At 71.8% G+C, this 18261-nt stretch carries 17 protein-coding genes; 10 read left to right on the plus strand and 7 right to left on the minus strand.

What is annotated here, in order from left to right:
* Window positions 1-41 precede the first annotated feature (41 nt).
* Window positions 42-461, minus strand: coding sequence for an SCO4983 family protein (locus OG446_RS24295; protein WP_328896011.1), 420 nt, complete (start codon window positions 459-461; stop codon window positions 42-44).
* 84 nt (window positions 462-545) lie between these two features.
* Window positions 546-1757 carry a pyridoxal phosphate-dependent aminotransferase gene (locus OG446_RS24300; RefSeq protein ID WP_328896012.1) on the minus strand — a complete coding sequence of 404 codons (1212 nt, stop codon included), beginning with the start codon at window positions 1755-1757 and terminating at the stop codon, window positions 546-548.
* 406 nt (window positions 1758-2163) lie between these two features.
* On the opposite strand from OG446_RS24300, the gene OG446_RS24305 reads away from it, so the two are divergent.
* Window positions 2164-2502, plus strand: a complete 339-nt coding sequence (locus OG446_RS24305; protein WP_328896013.1) for a hypothetical protein — start codon at window positions 2164-2166, stop codon at window positions 2500-2502.
* Between the two features lie 78 nt (window positions 2503-2580).
* Here the strand turns inward: OG446_RS24305 and OG446_RS24310 are convergent, their stop codons facing one another.
* On the minus strand, window positions 2581-2793 hold the full coding sequence (locus tag OG446_RS24310; protein WP_328896014.1) for a DUF4287 domain-containing protein: 213 nt from the start codon (window positions 2791-2793) through the stop codon (window positions 2581-2583).
* Between the two features lie 143 nt (window positions 2794-2936).
* Here OG446_RS24310 and OG446_RS24315 point away from each other — a divergent pair, with 143 nt between their 5' ends.
* The 5 genes from OG446_RS24315 (at window position 2937) to OG446_RS24335 (ending at window position 7667) form a co-directional block, all read left to right on the plus strand.
* Window positions 2937-3803, plus strand: a complete 867-nt coding sequence (locus OG446_RS24315; protein WP_328896015.1) for an AraC family transcriptional regulator — start codon at window positions 2937-2939, stop codon at window positions 3801-3803.
* Between the two features lie 175 nt (window positions 3804-3978).
* Window positions 3979-4818, plus strand: a complete 840-nt coding sequence (locus tag OG446_RS24320; protein WP_328896016.1) for a CPBP family intramembrane glutamic endopeptidase — start codon at window positions 3979-3981, stop codon at window positions 4816-4818.
* The gene (locus OG446_RS24325) at window positions 4815-5969 is read left to right on the plus strand and encodes a sensor histidine kinase (RefSeq protein WP_328896017.1); all 1155 of its coding nucleotides are present in this window, start codon (window positions 4815-4817) and stop codon (window positions 5967-5969) included. The genes OG446_RS24320 and OG446_RS24325 overlap by 4 nt, the downstream gene beginning before the upstream one ends.
* Entirely contained in the window at window positions 5966-6625 is a 660-nt protein-coding gene (locus OG446_RS24330) for a response regulator transcription factor (RefSeq protein WP_328896018.1), read from the plus strand. The genes OG446_RS24325 and OG446_RS24330 overlap by 4 nt, the downstream gene beginning before the upstream one ends.
* Window positions 6626-6740: 115 nt before the next feature.
* A complete protein-coding gene (locus tag OG446_RS24335; RefSeq protein ID WP_328896019.1) occupies window positions 6741-7667 on the plus strand; it encodes a S1 family peptidase in 927 nt (308 codons plus the stop codon).
* A gap of 54 nt (window positions 7668-7721) precedes the next feature.
* Here OG446_RS24335 and OG446_RS24340 read toward each other — a convergent pair whose 3' ends face one another.
* The 3 genes from OG446_RS24340 to OG446_RS24350 form a co-directional block, all read right to left on the minus strand.
* A complete protein-coding gene (locus tag OG446_RS24340; RefSeq protein WP_328896020.1) occupies window positions 7722-8570 on the minus strand; it encodes a DUF1206 domain-containing protein in 849 nt (282 codons plus the stop codon).
* A gap of 34 nt (window positions 8571-8604) precedes the next feature.
* Window positions 8605-10239, minus strand: coding sequence for an N-acyl-D-amino-acid deacylase family protein (locus OG446_RS24345; protein ID WP_328896021.1), 1635 nt, complete (start codon window positions 10237-10239; stop codon window positions 8605-8607).
* A 128-nt stretch (window positions 10240-10367) separates the two neighbouring features.
* On the minus strand, window positions 10368-11657 hold the full coding sequence (locus tag OG446_RS24350) for an alanine racemase (RefSeq protein ID WP_328896022.1): 1290 nt from the start codon (window positions 11655-11657) through the stop codon (window positions 10368-10370).
* Between the two features lie 159 nt (window positions 11658-11816).
* Here OG446_RS24350 and OG446_RS24355 point away from each other — a divergent pair, with 159 nt between their 5' ends.
* From OG446_RS24355 to OG446_RS24370, 4 genes are all read left to right on the plus strand, one after another.
* The gene (locus OG446_RS24355; protein ID WP_328896023.1) at window positions 11817-12917 is read left to right on the plus strand and encodes a sugar kinase; all 1101 of its coding nucleotides are present in this window, start codon (window positions 11817-11819) and stop codon (window positions 12915-12917) included.
* Window positions 12914-13672, plus strand: a complete 759-nt coding sequence (locus OG446_RS24360) for an IclR family transcriptional regulator (RefSeq protein WP_328896024.1) — start codon at window positions 12914-12916, stop codon at window positions 13670-13672. The genes OG446_RS24355 and OG446_RS24360 overlap by 4 nt, the downstream gene beginning before the upstream one ends.
* Window positions 13673-13678: 6 nt before the next feature.
* Window positions 13679-14107, plus strand: coding sequence for a RidA family protein (locus OG446_RS24365; RefSeq protein ID WP_326658339.1), 429 nt, complete (start codon window positions 13679-13681; stop codon window positions 14105-14107).
* Window positions 14108-14233: 126 nt separating this feature from the next.
* On the plus strand, window positions 14234-15709 hold the full coding sequence (locus OG446_RS24370) for a GntP family permease (protein ID WP_328896025.1): 1476 nt from the start codon (window positions 14234-14236) through the stop codon (window positions 15707-15709).
* A gap of 35 nt (window positions 15710-15744) precedes the next feature.
* Here the strand turns inward: OG446_RS24370 and OG446_RS24375 are convergent, their stop codons facing one another.
* Window positions 15745-18117: a serine/threonine-protein kinase gene (locus tag OG446_RS24375; protein ID WP_328896026.1), complete on the minus strand. Its 2373-nt coding sequence runs from the start codon at window positions 18115-18117 to the stop codon at window positions 15745-15747.
* Window positions 18118-18261 lie beyond the last annotated feature (144 nt).

An 18261-nucleotide genomic window follows, 5' to 3' on the forward strand; every position in this document is an offset into this window, starting at 1 on the left:
CACCCGGCCCACGCGCCTCTACGGCACGTGGGCCGGGGCCGTCAGAGGGCGCCGACCAGCCGCGGCGGGGCGGCGGGGGATTCGGCGGGGGCCGCGGCCCGGACCGCTGCGGTGTGGGCGTCCATCCGCTCGGCCGAGAGGATCGCGACCACGGTGTCGGCGCGGGACGCCGCCACCACCAGGGCCCGGCCCGCGAGGGCGTGGGCGCGGCGGTGGAGGGTGGCCGGGGACGCGTCGCTCAGGCCGGCGTGGCGGGCGGGCGGTGCGCCGCGCAACCGGGCGACCTGTTCGGCGATGCGGTCGCCCGCCTCGCCCAGCCCCAGCTCGTCGGTGACCGCGAGCAGGGCGGCCAGGTGTCCGGCGAGCTGGATGTCCAGCTCCTCCTCGCGGGTGCGGTGCGGGAAGTCACCAGCGTCGTCGGCCGGTGTGTGGACCGATTTGGTGCGGATCGGCTCGTACATGGATGGCCTCCTGGTGGTGCTGTGGCAACCATCCTAGCTTGGATTCAGTCTAAAGTTGTCCATGTTCGAGAGACTGTTCGCGGGTCACACCTGTCCGTACCCGTCCAGGAAGCGGGCGATCCGGCCGATCGCGTCCGTGAGGTCCTTCGTCGACGGCAGCGTCACGACCCGGAAGTGATCGGGATCCGGCCAGTTGAACCCCGTGCCCTGCACCACCATGATCTTCTCGGCCCGCAGCAGGTCGAGGACCATCTGCCGGTCGTCCTTGATCTTGTAGACCTTGGGGTCGAGCCGGGGGAAGAGATACAGCGCCCCCTTCGGCTTCACACAGGTCACGCCCGGAATCTGCGTCAGCAGGTCGTACGCCACGTCCCGCTGTTCCAGGATCCGGCCGCCCGGCAGCACCAGGTCGTTGATCGACTGCCGGCCGCCGAGCGCGGTGGCCACGGCGTGCTGCGAGGGCATGTTGGCGCACAGCCGCATGTTGGCGAGGATCGTCAGCCCCTCGATGTACGAGGAGGCGTGCGCCTTCGGCCCGCAGACCGCCATCCAGCCGGAGCGGTAACCGGCCACCCGGTAGTTCTTGGACAGCCCGTTGAAGGTGAGCACCATCAGGTCGGGGGCGATCGTCGCCGTCGGCGTGTGGGTCGCACCGTCGTACAGGATCCGGTCGTAGATCTCGTCGGAGCAGACCACCAGGTTGTGCCGCCGGGCGATCTCCGTCAGCCCGCGCAGCATCTCGTCGTCGTAGACGGCGCCCGTCGGGTTGTTCGGATTGATGATCACCATCGCCTTGGTGCGGTCGGTGATCTTCCGCTCGATGTCGGCCAGGTCCGGCATCCAGTCCGACTGCTCGTCGCACCGGTAGTGCACGGCCGTGCCGCCCGCCAGTGAGACGGACGCGGTCCACAGCGGATAGTCCGGAGCCGGTACGAGCACCTCGTCGCCGTCGTCGAGCAGCGCCTGCATCGACATCTGGATCAGTTCGGAGACGCCGTTGCCCAGGTAGACGTCCTCCACGTCGAGGTCGATCCCCTTGGTCTGGTAGTGCTGCATCACCGCGCGCCGCGCGGACAGCAGTCCCTTCGCGTCGCCGTAGCCGTGCGCCCCGGACAGGTTGCGCAGGATGTCTTCGAGGATCTCCGGCGGGCACTCGAAACCGAACGCGGCAGGGTTGCCGGTGTTCAGCTTGAGGATGCGGTGACCTGCTGCTTCCAGCCGCATCGCTTCCTCGAGCACGGGGCCCCGGATTTCGTAACAGACGTTGGCGAGCTTCGTGGACTGGATGACCTGCATGTCTGCGAGCTTACGACTGTGTTTCGCGCGCTGCCCGGCCTTTCCCCGGCCATTGACCCACCCGGGTCCCTCCGCCCGCCGCCCCGGCTTCCATCGCCATGCGTCCGCGCTCGTCGGCCGTGGGAACCCCGGGCGCGGGCCGGACCGGGGCTTGGAATGGGGTGGAACGGCGACGTGACGGAGCGGCCCGGGTGACATGCGCCACGGCGCGCCCCGGTCCGTCGCCGCCGCCCGGTCACTCCGGCAGCCGGGCACCGTACGGCGACCGGATCCCGAACGTGTCCGAGACGGGGCACCGCCTCACCCGGCACCGCGACAGGGCGCCGCGGAGGATGCGAGGAGGCGTGAACCTCTGAAACCCCTCAATCCGGGTGAGGGCCGGGTCGCGACGGGGGACGCTGCCCACATGATCGGAAACGGGAAGAAGGACATGGCCGTGATCGTGATCCGCGACGCGGAGGCCATCACCGCCGCGCTCCGGCAGGCGCTGGAACACGCGAACGACGAGGAGCGCCCCGGTCTGGACCGCGCCCTCGCGCTGGCCCTCGCCGAGGCCGGTGTACCGGACGCGGAACTGCGCGGCCGCTGGGCGGAGCGCCGGATCAGGGCGGCCGGACACGACGGTCCGCTGGACTCCGTGGCGGCGGTCAAGATGCTGCGCACCGCCGAGCCGGGCCTGAGCCTGCGGCAGGCGGTGCAGTTGTCGCGGGATGCGGCGGCGGCCGGCGGCCGGCGTCTGGGCTGACCGTGACGTCGCCCGCCCGGAGTGCGGGCGGACGCCGGCGGTTCCGCGGCCGGGCCGCTCCGCGGAGCCGAGGGCCCGCTACGCGGTCCTGTCCTCGGCCAGGGTGTGGGCCACCAGCGCGTTGGCATGGCCGTGCCCCATCGCGTGCTCGGACTTGAGCCAGCCCACGATCTCCATGTGCTTGGTCAGCGGCGAGGCGCGGATGAGCTCCTTCCACTCCGCGACCGGACGGCCGTACTTCTGCTCGATCGACGGGAAATAGCTTGCCGGGCCCTTCACTGCATCGGTCATGACGGAAGTCTGGCAGCCGGGTCTGACAGTCACCCGCCGGAACGCATCACGGCCGGCGCACCCGACAGGACCGGGCACAGGATGTCGGGTGGGGCAGGGTGGTCCCTTCCTAGCGTGGTGGACGTCAAAGGAAGGAGGCCCGGGTGCTGGAGCGGCTGAACGAGGCCATGGAGTACATCGAGCACCGCCTCGACGGCCACATCGACGTCGCCGAGGCGGCCAGGATCGCGATGACCTCGGAGTACCACCTGCGGCGGATGTTCTCCGCGCTCGCCGGGATACCGCTGTCGGAGTACATCCGGCGCAGGCGGCTCACGGTCGCGGGCGCCGAGGTGCTGGCCGGGGACCGGACGCTGCTGGATGTCGCGGTGCGGTACGGCTACGCCTCCGGTGAGGCGTTCGCCCGTGCGTTCCGGGCCGTGCACGGTGTCGGTCCGGGCGAGGCCAGGCGTACGGGTGCCGCGCTGCGGTCCCAGCCCCGGATGTCCTTCCGTCTCGTCGTCGAAGGGATGGGCAGCATGCGATACCGGATCGTGGAGAAGGAGGAGTTCCGTGTGGTGGGCAGGAAGGCGCGCGTTCCACTGGTGCACGAGGGGGTGAACCCGGCCATCGCCACGTTCATCCGGAGCCTCGGCAAGGAGACTGTGGAACGCATCAAGGGCCTGTCCGACCAGGAGCCGGAGGGCATCGTCCAGGTGAGCGACGATCTCGCCGACAGCCGGGCGGAAGGCACCGAACTGGACTACTACCACGGGGTGGTGAGCTCGGCGCCCGTACCCGAGGACATGGACGCACTCCCCGTGGCGGCGGGCACCTGGGCCGTCTTCGACAGCTCGGGTGCCTTCCCGCAGGCCCTCCAGTACCTGTGGCGGGACGTCTTCACGGAGTGGTTCCCGTCCAATCCGTACCGGAGCCGGCCGGGACCGGAGATCCTGCGTGTCCACGTCTCGCCCGACGGGGCGCGGGCCGACGCGCAGTTGTGGATCCCGGTGGAACGGACCGCTGCCTGACGGCACGGCACAGCCGGCTGAACGGCTCACCGTCCGCGCCCCGTTGGCGGCGGGCCGTCCCCCGTGCGAGCTACGCGCAGGTGTCCACCGTGAGGTGACGACTCCCGCCTGCCGGATCCGTAGCGTCGGAGCGTAGCCGCGGGGAGATGCCCGCGGGCCCGGCAGAGGAGTGCGCATGAGAGTCGGCAAGCAGCTTTTGGCCGTCGTGGCGGTCTGGATGATCGGCGGTCAGTGTGTTGCCGCGGTGGACGGAAACCCCTGGCTCACGCTGGTTCTCGGCCTTCTGACCGCGGTGCTCGCGGTGGCGGCCTACCGGTGGGTGGTGGGGCGGACCGAGCACCGTCCGGTCAGCGAGCTGGCGCGGGACGGCGCCCGGTCCGCCACCGGCCGCGGGGTGCTGATCGGCGTGGCGCTGTTCGGAGCCGTCATCGTGAACCTGGCCTTCGCCGGCTACTACCACGTCGACGGTCTCGGCTCGGTCACCGGCGCGACGGGGCTGATCGGCTTCATGGCGGCTGCCGCCGTGACGGAGGAAGTGCTGTTCCGAGGCATCCTGTTCAGGGTCATCGAGGAACGCGGCGGCACCTGGATCGCGCTGACGTCGACCGGCATCGTGTTCGGGCTGATGCACCTGTTGAACCCGAACGCCAGCCTGTGGGGCGCCATCGCCATCGCGGTCGAGGCCGGTGGCATGCTCGGTGCCGCGTACGCCGCCACCCGCAGCCTGTGGCTGCCCATCGGCGTGCACTTCGGCTGGAACTACGCCGCGTCCGGCATCTTCAGCACCGAGGTCTCGGGCAACAACACCCCCAAGGGCATACTCGACTCCGCGACCTCGGGCCCGCACCTGCTGACCGGCGGCGACTTCGGACCTGAGGGCAGTGTGTACTCGGTGCTGTTCGGCGTGCTGCTGACGGCGACGTTCATGTTGCTGGCCCGCCGGCGCGGCCACCTGGTGCCCCGGCGCAGCAGGCGCGTCGCCGAGGCGGGGACCACCACTAGAGTTCCCCGGTGACCAGACTTCGGAGCCTTCCTGAGCTGTGGCGCCGGTTGGACGTCACGGTTCGTGATCTTCCCCTCGGGCTGATCCTTCTCGCCACGTCGCTGATGCCCGCGCTCCACAACCGCGGTACGGAGATCGGCGGCCTGCCGGGCCGGAGCCTGGACGCACTGGGCGTGGTGGCCGTCTGCCTGCAGAGCCTTCCGCTCGCCGTGCGCCGGCGGCTGCCGGCGGTCGCTCTCGGCCTGGTGGCGGCCGGCTTCGCCCTGGACCAGCTCAGCGGCTACCACCTGCTCGCGGGAAGCGCGTTGCCCATCGCCCTGTTGAGCGCGGGATCGCATCTGGAACGGCGTCGGCGCGACACCGTGATCGTCCTCTCCGTGGCGTACGTGTCGCTGGCGGTCGCGCTCCAGCGGATCGGGCCCGGTGAGAGCCTGGTCGGATTCATTGCCTTCTACCTGGTCCTGGCCCTCGCCTGGGGCGCCGGGTCGTGGCTGCGCCGCACCCGCATCCTGGAGAGCGAACAGCGCCGCCGCGTCGCCGAGGACACCCGCCTCGCCGAACGCACCCGCATCGCCCGCGAGCTCCACGACATCGTGACCCACCACGTGACGGCGATGGTCGTGCAGACCGAGGCGGCCCGCTATCTGACCGCCGCACCGGACCGGCTCGACCAGACCCTGGCCACGGTCACCGACACCGGCCGGCGGGCCATCACCGACCTGAGGCATCTGCTCGACCTCCTCAACCCCGATCACAGCGCCGAGGCCCGGACGCCGACCGTCGGCAGGCTGCTCCCCCTGGTGGAACAGACCCGCCGGGCCGGGCAGACCGTGGAGTTCACCGAGGAGGGCACCCCGGCGGAGTCGACCGGAAGCGCCGATCTCGTGGCGTACCGCGTCGTGCAGGAGTCACTGACGAACGCCCTCAAGTACGCTCAGGGCAGCCTCACTTCGGTCCATGTGCGGCACAGCGAAAGGGAGATCTCCGTGGAGGTCAGCACCGACGGTTCGGGCGCGCGGGCCCGGGTCCCGGGCGGCAGTGGGCGGGGTCTCGCAGGTCTGCGCGAGCGGGTCGACGTCCTGGGCGGCGAGTTCAGCGCCGGCCCGCGGTCCGGCGGCGGCTTCGTCGTACGGGCCCGCATACCCGCGGGAAGCTCCGCATGAGCGAGCCGATCCGGGTCCTGGTCTGCGACGACCAGATCCTGGTCCGTACCGGGCTGGTCACGATCATCGACGCCCAGCCCGACCTCGAAGTGGCGGGCGAGTGCGGGGACGGGCGCACCGCGGTCGAGCTGGCCGGCCGGCTGCGCCCGGACGTCGTGGTGATGGACATCCGGATGCCCGTGCTCGACGGCATCGAGGCCACCCGGCTGCTGGCCGGTGCCGGGGTGACGCACCCCGCCAAGGTGCTCGTGGTGACCACGTTCAACCTGGACGAGTACGTCTACGAGGCACTGCGCGCCGGGGCGAGCGGCTTTCTGCTCAAGGACGCGCCGCCGGCCCATCTGCTGCACGGAATCCGGACCGTGCAGACGGGCGCCGCCCTGCTGGACCCCGAGGTGACACGCCGGCTCGTGGGCCGGTACGCCGCCCGGATCCGGCCGACCGGCTCCACCCCGCACGACATCCCGCTGACCCCGCGTGAACTGGAGGTCCTGCGCCTCATCGCGGACGGCTTCTCCAACAGCGAGATCGCCGTGACCCTCCTGATCAGTCAGGAGACCGTCAAGACCTTCGTGTCGCGCATCCTCGCCAAACTCGGGCTCCGCGATCGCGTCCAGGCAGTCGTCTACGCCTACCGCCAGGGCCTGGTGACCTGAATTCGCCCCTTGTGGGGCTCCCCACAGTGCGCCACCATGCGCATGTCAAAACCGGAAGAACTTCGGTCGCAGAGGCTTCCCACGCTCTGCGCAGGTCACTTGAGGGGACCCCCACATGAAAAAGCCTCTCGTCGGTGCGCTCTTCGCGGTGCTGCTCCTCGGAGCCGGCACCGCGCCCGCGGCAGCGGCCACAAGCCACGACGCGGCAGCGCCCGGCACGGTCAAGGCGGCAGCGGCCGCCGCGAGCCGCACCGCGGCGGACGCGGCGTCATCCGGCCACACGGCCGTCCGTGCGAAGGTCAGGCCCAAGGCGGTCGGCTTCGCCGGGACCGTGGCGCTCAGCAACTGTTCGGGATCGGTCGTCCGCACGCCCGGCTCCCAGCCGGGCGACCCCGCGCTCGTGCTCTCCAACGGGCACTGCATGGAGTCCGGATTCCCGGGCCCGGGCGAGGTCGTGTTCAACCAGCCGTCCACCCGCAGCTTCACCCTGCTCAACGCCTCGGGCAGCGGCGTCGGAACCGTCCGGGCGAGCAAGATCGCGTACGGGACGATGACGGACACCGACATATCGGTGTACCAACTCACCTCCACGTACGCCCAGATCGAGAGCAAGTACGGCATCAGGGCGCTGGAGCTCAACACGGCCCACCCGGTGCAGGGCACCGCGATCACCGTCGTGTCCGGGTACTGGAAGCGCACGTACAGCTGCAACATCGACGGGTTCGTCTACCGCCTCAAGGAGGGGGAGTGGACCTGGAAGGACTCGGTCCGCTACACCTCCGCCTGCCAGACCATCGGTGGTACGTCCGGTTCGCCGGTGATCGACAACGCCACCGGCAAGGTGGTCGCCGTCAACAACACGGGTAACGAGGACGGGCAGGAGTGCACGGACAACAACCCGTGCGAGGTCGACGAGAACGGGCAGGTGACGGTCCGCGAGGGCATCAACTACGCCCAGGAGACCTACGGCATCGTGCCGTGCATCGGCACCGGCAACGTCTTCGACCTCGACCGCGAAGGGTGTGCGCTGCCCAAGCCGTGACGCAGTCAGGGGTGGGGCGGTTCGGCCGCCCCACCCCGTCCGCCGGCCCCCGGGTCAGATCGTGCGCCGGCGGGCGTTCGCCCAGGAGAACAGGCCGAACGCCATCAGGCCCACGGCGATCAGGGCCAGCAGCCAGGGACCGGCCGGGGTCGTGGCGAAGGAGCGCAGGGTGTCGTCCATCCCCTTGGCCTCGCCCGAGCGCGCCTTCACCGCCGCGGCCACGGCGAAGCCGCCCGCGACGGCGAACACGAGTCCTCGGGAGACACCGCCGAAGACCCCGGTGATGTCCACGGCGCGCCGCTCGGCGGGCGACATCTCGCCCATCCGCAGATGCTTGTGGAACTTCCGCAGCGCCGCCCGGCCCGCGATCCACAGGCCCGCCCCGGCGATGACCGCGCCGGCCGCCCCCACCAGCCAGCGCCCGCCCGACATGCCGAGCACCTGCGCAGTGACGTCCTTCGACTGCGAGTCGCCGGAACCGCTGCCGCTGCCCCGGTCGCCCGCCGCGAACATCAGGACCGAGTACGACACGAAGGCGTAGAAGACGGCGCGCGCCGCCGAGGCCAGTCGCTTGGTCGCCTTGCGCCCGTCCGGGCCCGCGGCCCCGAACGCCGCCTCGGACAGCCGCCACAGGGTCATCCCCACCAGTGCGACCCCCAGGACCCACAGCAGGACGGAACCGAAGGGCTTCTGCGCGATCTCGGCGAGCGCCCCACCCCGGTCCGCCTGCTTCTGGCCGCTCCCGCCGTCGCCGAACGCGATACGCAGCGCGAGGACGCCCACCAGGACATAGATCACTCCGCGGGCGACGAATCCCGCCCGGCCGCCCGCCTCGACGGCCGAACTGTCACCCGCCCGTCTTGCCTTTCCGTGACTTCTCCGGGCTGTCGCAGAGATATTCATGTCCAGCCGGTTGCCCCGGCCCGGAGGCGGGAAACTACCGGGCCCCGGCGGCGCCCGTGCCGCCCGACCGTACCGAGCGGCCCGCCAGCACCTGTGTCCGCTTCCCGTCCTCGATGACGAAACGGCCGTCGATCAGCACATGCGGAATGCCGACGGGCAGGGTGCGGGGTTCGTCGAACGTCGAGCCCGCCGCCACCGTCGCCGGGTCGAAGAGCACCAGGTCGGCGCGGTAGCCCTCGCGCACGTACCCGCGGTCGGCCAGTCGCAGCCGGGCCGCCGGCCGCGAGGTGAGGTGGGCGACGCACTCCTCCAGCGAGAGGGTGCCCAACTCCCTTACGTACCGCCCGAGATACTGAGGAAACGTGCCGTACGCCCGGGGGTGCGGCTTGTCGCCCTGGAGGATGCCGTCGCTGCCGCCGGTGTGGACGCGGTGGCGCATGATCAGCCGGACGTTCTCCTCGTGGCCCACGTGCTGGAGGATCGTCGTCCCCAGCCGGTCCTCCACCAGCAGCCGCCGCGCGGTCACCCAGGGCTCCTCGCCCCGCAGGCGCGCGGACTCGGCGACCGTACGGCCGACGTGGGCGGCGAGGTCCGGCACGCTGACGCCGGAGATCTCGATGGTGTCCCACTCGATCGGCACCCCGTGGCAGCCGTCCGACCCCACGACCTCCAGGTCGTGGCGGATCCTCGCCGCCGTGGTGTCGTCGGCCAGGCGCGTCAGGACCGACCCGGGGCCGCCCTCGCTCGCCCAGCTGGGCAGCATCGCGACCAGGGTCGTACAGCCCGGGGTGTACGGGTAGGTGTCGAGGGAGATGTCGGCGCCCTCGTCGAGCGCGCCGTCGAGCAGGGCGAGCAACTCGGGGGCGCGGCCCTCGTTCACGCCGAAGTTCATGGTGGCGTGGGCGAGATGGAGGGCGCAGCCGGCGGTGCGGGTGAGCCGCACCATCTCCTCGTACGCCTCCAGCGCGCCGGCGCCGTACGAGCGGTGGTGCGGGCAGTAGTAGCCGCCGTGCTCGGCCACCACCCGGCACAGGGCGGTGAGTTCGGCGTCGTCCGCGTACATGCCCGGGGTGTAGGTCAGTCCCGAGGACATGCCGACGGCGCCCTCGGTCATGGACTGCGCGACGAGTTCCTTCATCCGGGTCAGTTCGGCCTCGGTGGCGGGCCGGTCGTCCCAGCCGACCGCGTACATCCGGACGGTGCCCTGCGGGATCAGGTAGGCGGCGTTCACCGCGATGCCCTGACCGCCGAAGTTGCGGTCGAGCCGGTCGAGGTAGCCGCCGACGGTGCGCCAGTCGAAGTCGATGTCGCTCCCGTCGCCGTTCCAGCCGGTGATGGAGCGGCGGACCTCGGCGAGGGTGCGGTCGTCGACGGGGGCGTACGACAGGCCGTCCTGGCCCAGCACTTCGAGGGTGACGCCCTGGGCCGCCTTCGCACTGTGGTCGGGGTCGCGCAGCAGGGCGAGGTCGCTGTGGGCGTGCATGTCGACGAAGCCCGGGGAGAGGGCGAGGCCGTCGGCGTCCAGGGTGCGGGCCGCGGTGGGGCGGGGGCCGGGGGAGTCCTCGCGGTGGATCTCCGCGATGCGGCCGTCGACGAGTGCCACGTCGGCGCGGTAGGAGGGGGTGGCGGTGCCGTCGATGACGCGGGCGTCGCGGATCACCAGGTCCATGGGGGGCCTTTCAATACCTGGCCTTGCCGGCTCAGTACCTGGCCTCGCCGGCGATTGAGGCGCGGAGGGCCGGGGCGGAGCCCCGGATACGGGAAGGGGTGGGGTGGGGAAACGCACCCCGCAGGAAATCAGAAGAACGTGCGGATGTAGTCCGTGACCGTCCCGTCCGCCGCGACCAGCGGAATCAGCTGCCACTTGTCGAAGCTCGTGCAGGGGTGCGAGAGCCCCATCCCCACCCAGTCCCCGACCTCCAGCTCGGCCGCCCCGTCCGTCCGTACCCACGCGTGCTGGTCCGACAGGCCGGTGACCTCGATCCCCGTCGCCTCCCGCACCGAGCCGTCGCGCCCGGACCGCACGACCTGCGCCTGGGGCAGGTCGAGGTCGTGGGCGGCGTCCCGCTTGCCCGCGTTCAGGAACGCGTGCTCGCCGGTGGGACGCGACACGACCTGGGCCCAGAGCCGGAAGGCGGGCTCCAGCGCACCCTCCTCGGGGACCCGGTTGAAGGGGGTGAGGTGGCGGTAGTGCCCGTCGTCGTGCGAGACGTACGCCCCCGAGCGCAGCAGCTTCAGTACGGGGGAGGAGAGTGCGGGGATCTCGGCGAACACGTCCGCGACCGCGTCGAACCACGCGCTGCCGCCCGCGCTGATCACGATCGGCTCACCGGCGCCCATCGCGGCGAACCGGCCCGCCGCGTCGAAGTCCGCGGCGAGCGCGACGAGTCGTCGCAGCCAGTCCCGTACGCGCTCGCCGGTGGCGTCCGGCACCTCGCCCTCGTATCCGGCCACGCCCACCAGACGCAGCGTCCCGGTGGCGGCCACCGCGTCGGCGACGGCGGCGCAGACGGCCTCGGTACGGGCACCGGTGCGGGCGCCGTCGCCCGCGCCGAGCTCCACGACGACGTCCACCGGGCGGGAGGCGCCGGCCGCGCTCAGGGCCCGGTCCATCAGCTCGACGCCACGCACCGAGTCGACGTAACAGATGAAGCGGAACTCCGGGTCGGCGTTCAGTTCGCCCGCGAGCCAGGTCAGCGCTGCCGCGTCGACGAGCTCGTTGGCGAGGAAGATCCGCTGGATCCCGAACGCCCGGTAGACGCGTGCCTGGTGCGGGACCGCCGCGGTGATGCCCCACGCGCCGTGCTCCAGCTGGCGGGCGAACAGCTGCGGGGACATCGAGGTCTTGCCGTGCGGCGCGAAGGCGAGGCCGTGGCGCTGCGTGTACGTCTCCAGCAGTGCGAGGTTGTGTGCGACGGACTCGGCCGACAGGGCGAGCACGGGGGTGGTGAACCCGCCGGTGAAGAGGTTGCGCCGCTGGGCGGCCAGGTCGCCTACGGTCAGGCCCTCCGCGTCGGGCGGGAGCGCCTTGAACCGGTGGTCGACCCGCTCGTCGGCGAGTCCGGCGACGGGGCGTTCGTCGGCCATGGGGGTGCCTCCTCGATCGAAGTCTTGCGGTAGGTGACCATCATCGTTGCAACATATGCAACACCCATTGCGTATATCGCTCAAGGCTGTCTAACATCCGAGCCGACGCCCGGTCAATGGTGTGACCCGGCGCCGCCCGCCCGACCCCGAGGAGCCCGAGTGTCCGGAACCCCGGCCAGGACCGACGCCGAGACGGCCATCGATGTCGTGTGCCTCGGCGAGTCCATGGTGACGTTCCTACCCTCACGGCCCGGGCGCCTCGCCGACGTCCCCTCCTTCGGCCGCGGCATCGGCGGCGCGGAGTCCAACGTGGCCTGCGCCCTCGCGGCGGCCGGGCACCGCGCGGCCTGGGTGAGCCGGGTCGGCGCGGACGGCTTCGGCGACCATCTCGTCGAAGCGATCGCCGCGTACGGGGTCGACACATCGGCCGTGCGGCGCGACCCGGCCCGGCCCACGGGCATCTACTTCCGTACGGCGACGGACCGCGGCACCGACGTCCACGAGGTGGCGTACTACCGGGCCGGATCCGCGGCCTCGGCGATGTCGCCCGCGAACGTCCCGTACGAGGCGCTGCTCACCGGCCGGGTCCTGCACCTGTCCGGCATCACGGCAGCGCTCTCCGCCGACTGCCTGGCCCTGCTGCGCGAGCTGACGGCCCCGCGCCCCGGGCGCCCGCTCGTCTCCTTCGACGTCAACCACCGCCCGGGCCTCTGGCGCGACGCCGACGCGTCCCCCGGCGTCCTGCTGGACCTGGCCCGCCGCGCCGACCTCGTCTTCGTCGGCGAGGACGAGGCGGAGGAGGCGTGGGGGGTGAAGGGCGCCGCCGCGATCCGCGAGGCCCTGCCGGAACCGGCGGTGCTGGTCGTGAAGCGGGGCGCGGAGGGGGCGACGGTGTTCTCCCGCCCCGCGGGGCGGGGAGAAGCCCCGCGCGGCGGACACCGGCCCGGAGCCGTCACGGCCGGCCCGGACACGGTCACCGACGTCCCCGCCCTCCGCGTCGACGTCGTCGCCCCCGTCGGGGCCGGTGACGCCTTCGCCGCCGGGTTCCTCTCCGCCACCCTGCGCGGACTGCCCGTCCGCGACCGGGCCCGGCACGGGCACCTGATGGCCGCCGCCGTCCTCACCGTCCCCGGCGACCTCACCGACCCGCCCGCCCGCGACCGGGCCGACCGCCTCGTGGCCCTCGACGACACCGACTGGGGGAGACTGCGTCTCGGCCCCGGGTGGACGGGGGACGACACGGAGGTACGTACGACATGAGTCAGACCGTCGACAGGGCGCTGAGCATCCTGCCGCTGCTCGCGCAGGGACCCGCCGACCTCGGACAGGTCGCCGAGCGGCTCGGCGTCCACAAGTCCACGGCCCTGCGCCTCCTCCGTACGCTCCACGAGCACGGGCTCGTCTACCGCCAGCAGGACCAGCGCTACCGCCTCGGCGCGCGGCTCTTCGCCCTCGCCCAGGAGGCCGTCGAGAACCTCGACGTACGGGAGATCGCCCACGCGCACCTCGTCGAACTCAACGCGACCTGCGGCCACACCGTCCACCTCGCCGTGTACGAGGAGAACGAGGTCCTCTACATCGACAAGGTCGAGAGCCGCTATCCGGTCCGGATGTACTCCCGCATCGGCAAGCCCGTCGCGATCACCGTCGCCGCCGTGGCCAAACTCCTGCTTGCCGACCTCTCCGAGACCGAACGGCGCTCCCTCGCGGAGAAGCTCGACTACCCCATGTACACGTCCCGTTCGACCCCCGGACCCGGCGCCTTCCTCAAGGAGCTCGCCACCGTGCGCGAACAGGGATGGGCCACCGACCTCGGCGGCCACGAGGAGTCCATCAACTGCATCGGCGCCCCCATTCGCGGCGCCGACGGGCGCGTCGTCGCCGCGATGTCGGTCTCCGCACCGAACGTGGTCGTCACGGCCGAGGAACTCCTCACCCTGCTCCCCCTGGTCCGTCGCACCGCCGACACCATCAGCCGGGAGTACTCCGGCACCAACCGACCCAAGAAAGTCTGATCAGCGATGACCGACAGCACCGACAAGACCGTGAAGACCCCGCTCACCCCGAGCACCCACACCGCCCCGCCCGCGAAGTTCTCGCACGGCGTGCGGAAGGGGAACATCCTCCAGGTCGCCGGCCAGGTCGGCTTCCTGCCCGCCGTCGAGGGCCAGGCCCCCACCCCGGCCGGTCCGACCCTGCGCGAGCAGACCCTCCAGACCTTCGCCAACGTCAAGGCGATCCTGGAGGAGGGCGGCGCGAGCTGGGACGACGTGATGATGATGCGCGTCTACCTCACGGACGTTGACCACTTCGCGGAGATGAACGAGATCTACAACACCTACTTCGGCGAGCAGAACCTCAAGGAGGCCCCCGCCGCCCGCACGACGGTCTACGTCGGCCTGCCCAAGGGGCTGCTCATCGAGATCGACGCCCTCGCGGTCCTCGGCTGAGCCTGATCCCGTTGCCCCACCCGTACCACCGCACCACCACGCCGTACGGCACGGCGCCTCGCTCCCGCGGGGCGCCGTGCCGGGCTCCACCCTGCCCAAGGCCCATGGAAAACAACGGAGTTACCCATGCTGCTCGCCGCCAGCCCCCCACCGGTCGAGACGCCACCCCACACCGGTGGACTCCTCCTCCTCATAGACGGGACGGCCGGTCTGCTGACCGTCGCCGTCCTCGGTATCGCGCTCCTCCTCTTCCTGATCATCAAGGTCAGGCTCCAGCCGTTCGTCGCGCTGCTCGCCGTCTCCATAGCCGTCGGCCTGGGCGCCGGACTCTCCGTCACCGAGCTCTTCGGCACGGTGCAGAAGTCCGCCGCCGTCTCCGTCATCGAGTCCGGGATGGGCGGCATCCTCGGCCATGTCGCGATCATCATCGGCCTCGGTACGATGCTCGGCGCGATCCTCGAAGTCTCCGGCGGAGCCGAGGTGTTGAGCACCCGCCTGCTGAACCTCTTCGGCGAGAAGCGCGCCCCGCTCGCCATGGGCCTGACCGGCCTGATCTTCGGCATCCCGGTCTTCTTCGACGTCGGCATCTTCGTCCTCGCGCCGATCGTCTACGCGGCAGCCAAGCGCTCCGGCAAGTCGATCCTGCTCTACTCGATGCCGCTGCTCGCGGGCCTGTCCATGACCCACGCGTTCCTTCCGCCGCACCCCGGCCCGGTCGCCGCCGCAGGCCTCTTCCACGTCTCGCTCGGCTGGGTCATCCTGATGGGCGCCGTCGTCGGCATCCCGTCCGTCCTGGCCGCCTGGGGCTACGCCGCCTGGATCGGCAGGCGGATCTTCGTCGAGGTCCCGCAGGACATGGTCGAGGCCGCAGCGGAGGCGAAGGCCGCCGTCGTCGCCGAACAGCGGGCCGCCGGGGTCACCCCGCACGAGGCCCCCGTAGCGCTCTCCACCGTCCTCGCGATCATCGGCACCCCGCTGGTGCTGATTCTCGCCGCGACGTTCTCCTCCATCGCGCTCGACCCCTCGACGCCCCGCTCGGTCATCGAGTTCTTCGGCAACCCGTTCGTCGCCCTGACGATCGCGCTGCTGCTCGCGTACTACCTGCTCGGCATCCGGCGCGGCTGGTCCCGCAAGTCCCTGGAGTCCGTGTCGACCTCGTCCCTCAAGCCGGTCGGCAACATCCTGCTGGTCGTCGGCGCGGGAGGCATCTTCGGCGCCGTGCTCAAGGGCAGCGGCATCGCGGACGCGCTCGCCGACACCTTCAACGACGTCGGCCTGCCCGTCATCCTGCTCGCCTGGCTCATCTCGGCGGTCCTGCGCATCGCCCAGGGCTCGGCGACGGTCGCCATCGTCACCACCGCCGGCATCGTGGTCCCGCTCGTCGAGGACCAGGACTTCTCGCAGCCGCACCTGGCGCTGATCATCATGGCGATCTCGGCCGGTTCGATCATCGCCTCGCACGTCAACGACGGCGGCTTCTGGATGGTGTCGAAGTACTTCGGCATCTCCGAGCGCGACACCCTGAAGTCCTGGACGGTCCTGGAGACGGTCCTGTCGGTCGCGGGCTTCGTGGTGGCGGCGCTGCTGAGCCTGGTGATCTAGGGCCCGTACTCACATCCCCACGGTACGGGCAGCGCTCAGGCCGCCGAAGCGCAGATGATGCTCCGGCCCTGGTTCACCTGCCAGTACCAGAACTTCTCACCGCGCCCCGACGGGCAGGTCCAGTTCTGGCCCGCCGTCGGGGCCCGGTAGAACCCGGTGATGCGCAGGATCGACTGCCCGGCCACGGGCACGGTCGACGCGTTGCAGCGCCAGACCACGGTCAGGTCGGCGTTGGTGGCCCCGTTCACGTCCGCGGGGAAGCACTGGCCCACCTGGTAGACCCGGTCGAGGCAGAGCGTCCGGTCGACGCCGTCGTCACCCGATCTGCTCCACCAGGTGAAGCCCGCCCCCGTATCGCAGGAACTGGAGCCACCGGACCGGGTACTGACACGGTTGACGTGCATGTACGCGTTCGACGCGCTGCAGCTCACCCGGATCGGCCGACTGGCGCTCATGTCGTCGTGCCCGTCGTTGTACACGTCGAGGCAGTCACCGGCGCGCACGGCGGCGAACGCCCGGTCGGTGGCATCCGGGGTGGGGGTCGGTGTGGGAGTGGGTGTGGGCGTCGGATCGTCCGCGGTGTCGCTGTCGCTGTCGGAGTCGTAGCTGCTGTCGCTGTGGGAATCGGTGTCGGTGTCCGAGCCGGAGTCGTCCGCGCGGGTGTCGCTGTCGTTGTCGGACGATGCCGAGTCGCTGCTGCCCGCACTGGACGAACTGCCGCTGATGCCGCCCCTGTTGCCCGTCGTCTCCCAGGGCTGCCAGACCAGCAGCGCGACGACGACGGCCACGGCGGCCAGCCAGCCCAGTGCCGAGGAGCTCCCCGAGGAGCCGGTCCGAGGAGGCGTCGGACGGGTCGTCGTCGGCCCGGTCGGGGCGGTGCTGGGCGAGGACGTACGCGCCCGGGCGGCACGGGCCGCCCGGCGGGCGGCCTCCTGCTCGGCCCGCCGTGCCGCCGCGCGCTCGGCCCGCTCCCGCGCCGCGCGCTCGGCCGCTTCCCTTGCGGCGCGCTCACGCTCGGCCTGCTCCCGCGCCGCCTGTTCGCGCTGGATCCGTTCCTGTTCGGCGCGCCTCCGCGCACGCTCCTGTTCGGCACGCGCGTGTTCCTGCGCCGCGCGCTCCCGTTCGCGGCGGGCGCGCTCGGCCTCCTCGCGCTGGGCCGCCTGCCGCTCGGCCTCCAGGCGGGCAGCCTCGGCACGCTCCCGTTCGGCGCGCTCCTGCTCGGCCTGCTCCGCGCGCTGCCGCTCCGCCAGTTCCGCGAGGGCCGCCATCTCCCGCCGGGTCCGTTCGCGGCGGTCGCGGTCGCGGGCCGCGCGGGCCTGGCGCTCCGGCGGGTAGATCAGTGTCGGGGGAGGGGGCGGCACCGCGTTCGTGCGCTGGACGAGTGTCGGGGCCGCCGGATTCACCGTCGGCGGCCTGGGCCGGTTCGTCCGGCTCGTCCTGTCCGGCCGACCCGTCCGGCCCGTTTGACCCGTCCTGTTCGTCCGGCGCTCGTTCGCGAGTTCCAGGCCCTGGGTCGCGTACGCGCCGATCAGCGCCGTCCACCGCGGCGGCAGCCACCGGGTGCCGCTGTGGGACGCCGGCAGATGGGCCTGGGCCGCGCGGAACCGGGCGAGCAGGTCGGCGGGCTCGGGCCGTCGTTCCGGGTCGACCGACAGACAGGGCCGGATCGTCGCGACGAGCTCCTTCGGCAGCCCGCCGAGGTCGAGCTCGCCGCGCTGGACACGGGCCAGCAGCCGCAGCGTGTCGCCGTCTGCGGCGTAGGGCGGCCGCCCGGTGGCGAGCAGGAACAGGGTCGCGCCGAGCGAGTAGACGTCGGACGCGGCGGTGGACTCCTCGCCGCGCGCCTGCTCGGGCGAGGTGAAGGCGATCGTGCCGAGGGTGAGACCGGTGAGCGTGAGGTCGCTGGCGTGCGAGATGCCGAAGTCGATGACCCGGGGGCCGTCCAGCGGCAGCAGCACGTTCTGCGGCTTCACATCGCGGTGGACGATGCCCACTCCGTGCAGCGTGACCAGGGCCTCCGCGGTGCCGGCGGCTATCCACCTTACGGCCGAGGCCGGCAACACCCCGCAGCTGCGCACCAGTTCGGAGAGCGGGGGAGCGGCGATGTAGTCGATGGCCATCCACGGCCGCTCCGCCGCCGGGTCGGCGTCCCGCACCCGCGCCGTGTAGGCGCTGGCCACCCGTTGCGCGACCGCCACCTCGCGTGCGAAGCGCCGCCGGTCGACGTCGCTGACGTTCCCCTCGGCGAGCAGCGTCTTCACGGCGACGAGTCCCCGCCCGCCGCGATCGCCGCCGCGGGCGAGATAGATCCGTCCCATGCCGCCGGACGCGAGCCGTCCGATCAGCCGGTACGGTCCGAGCGTCGCCGGATCGTCCCCGCCCAGCGCCTGAACCCGCGCCCCGGCCATGTCACTCCCCCTGTCGCACCCCCACCGAGCCCCCCAACCGTGCCACGAGGCCGCCCGAACAGCCATGGAATGCGGCAACTCCCCGACACTCTGTTGCGGGGCCGGTACATGCCCGGGACGCCCGTCGGACCCCGCACGTGCAGC

The organism is Streptomyces sp. NBC_00236 (assembly GCF_036195045.1).
Classification (GTDB): Bacteria; Actinomycetota; Actinomycetes; order Streptomycetales; family Streptomycetaceae; genus Streptomyces.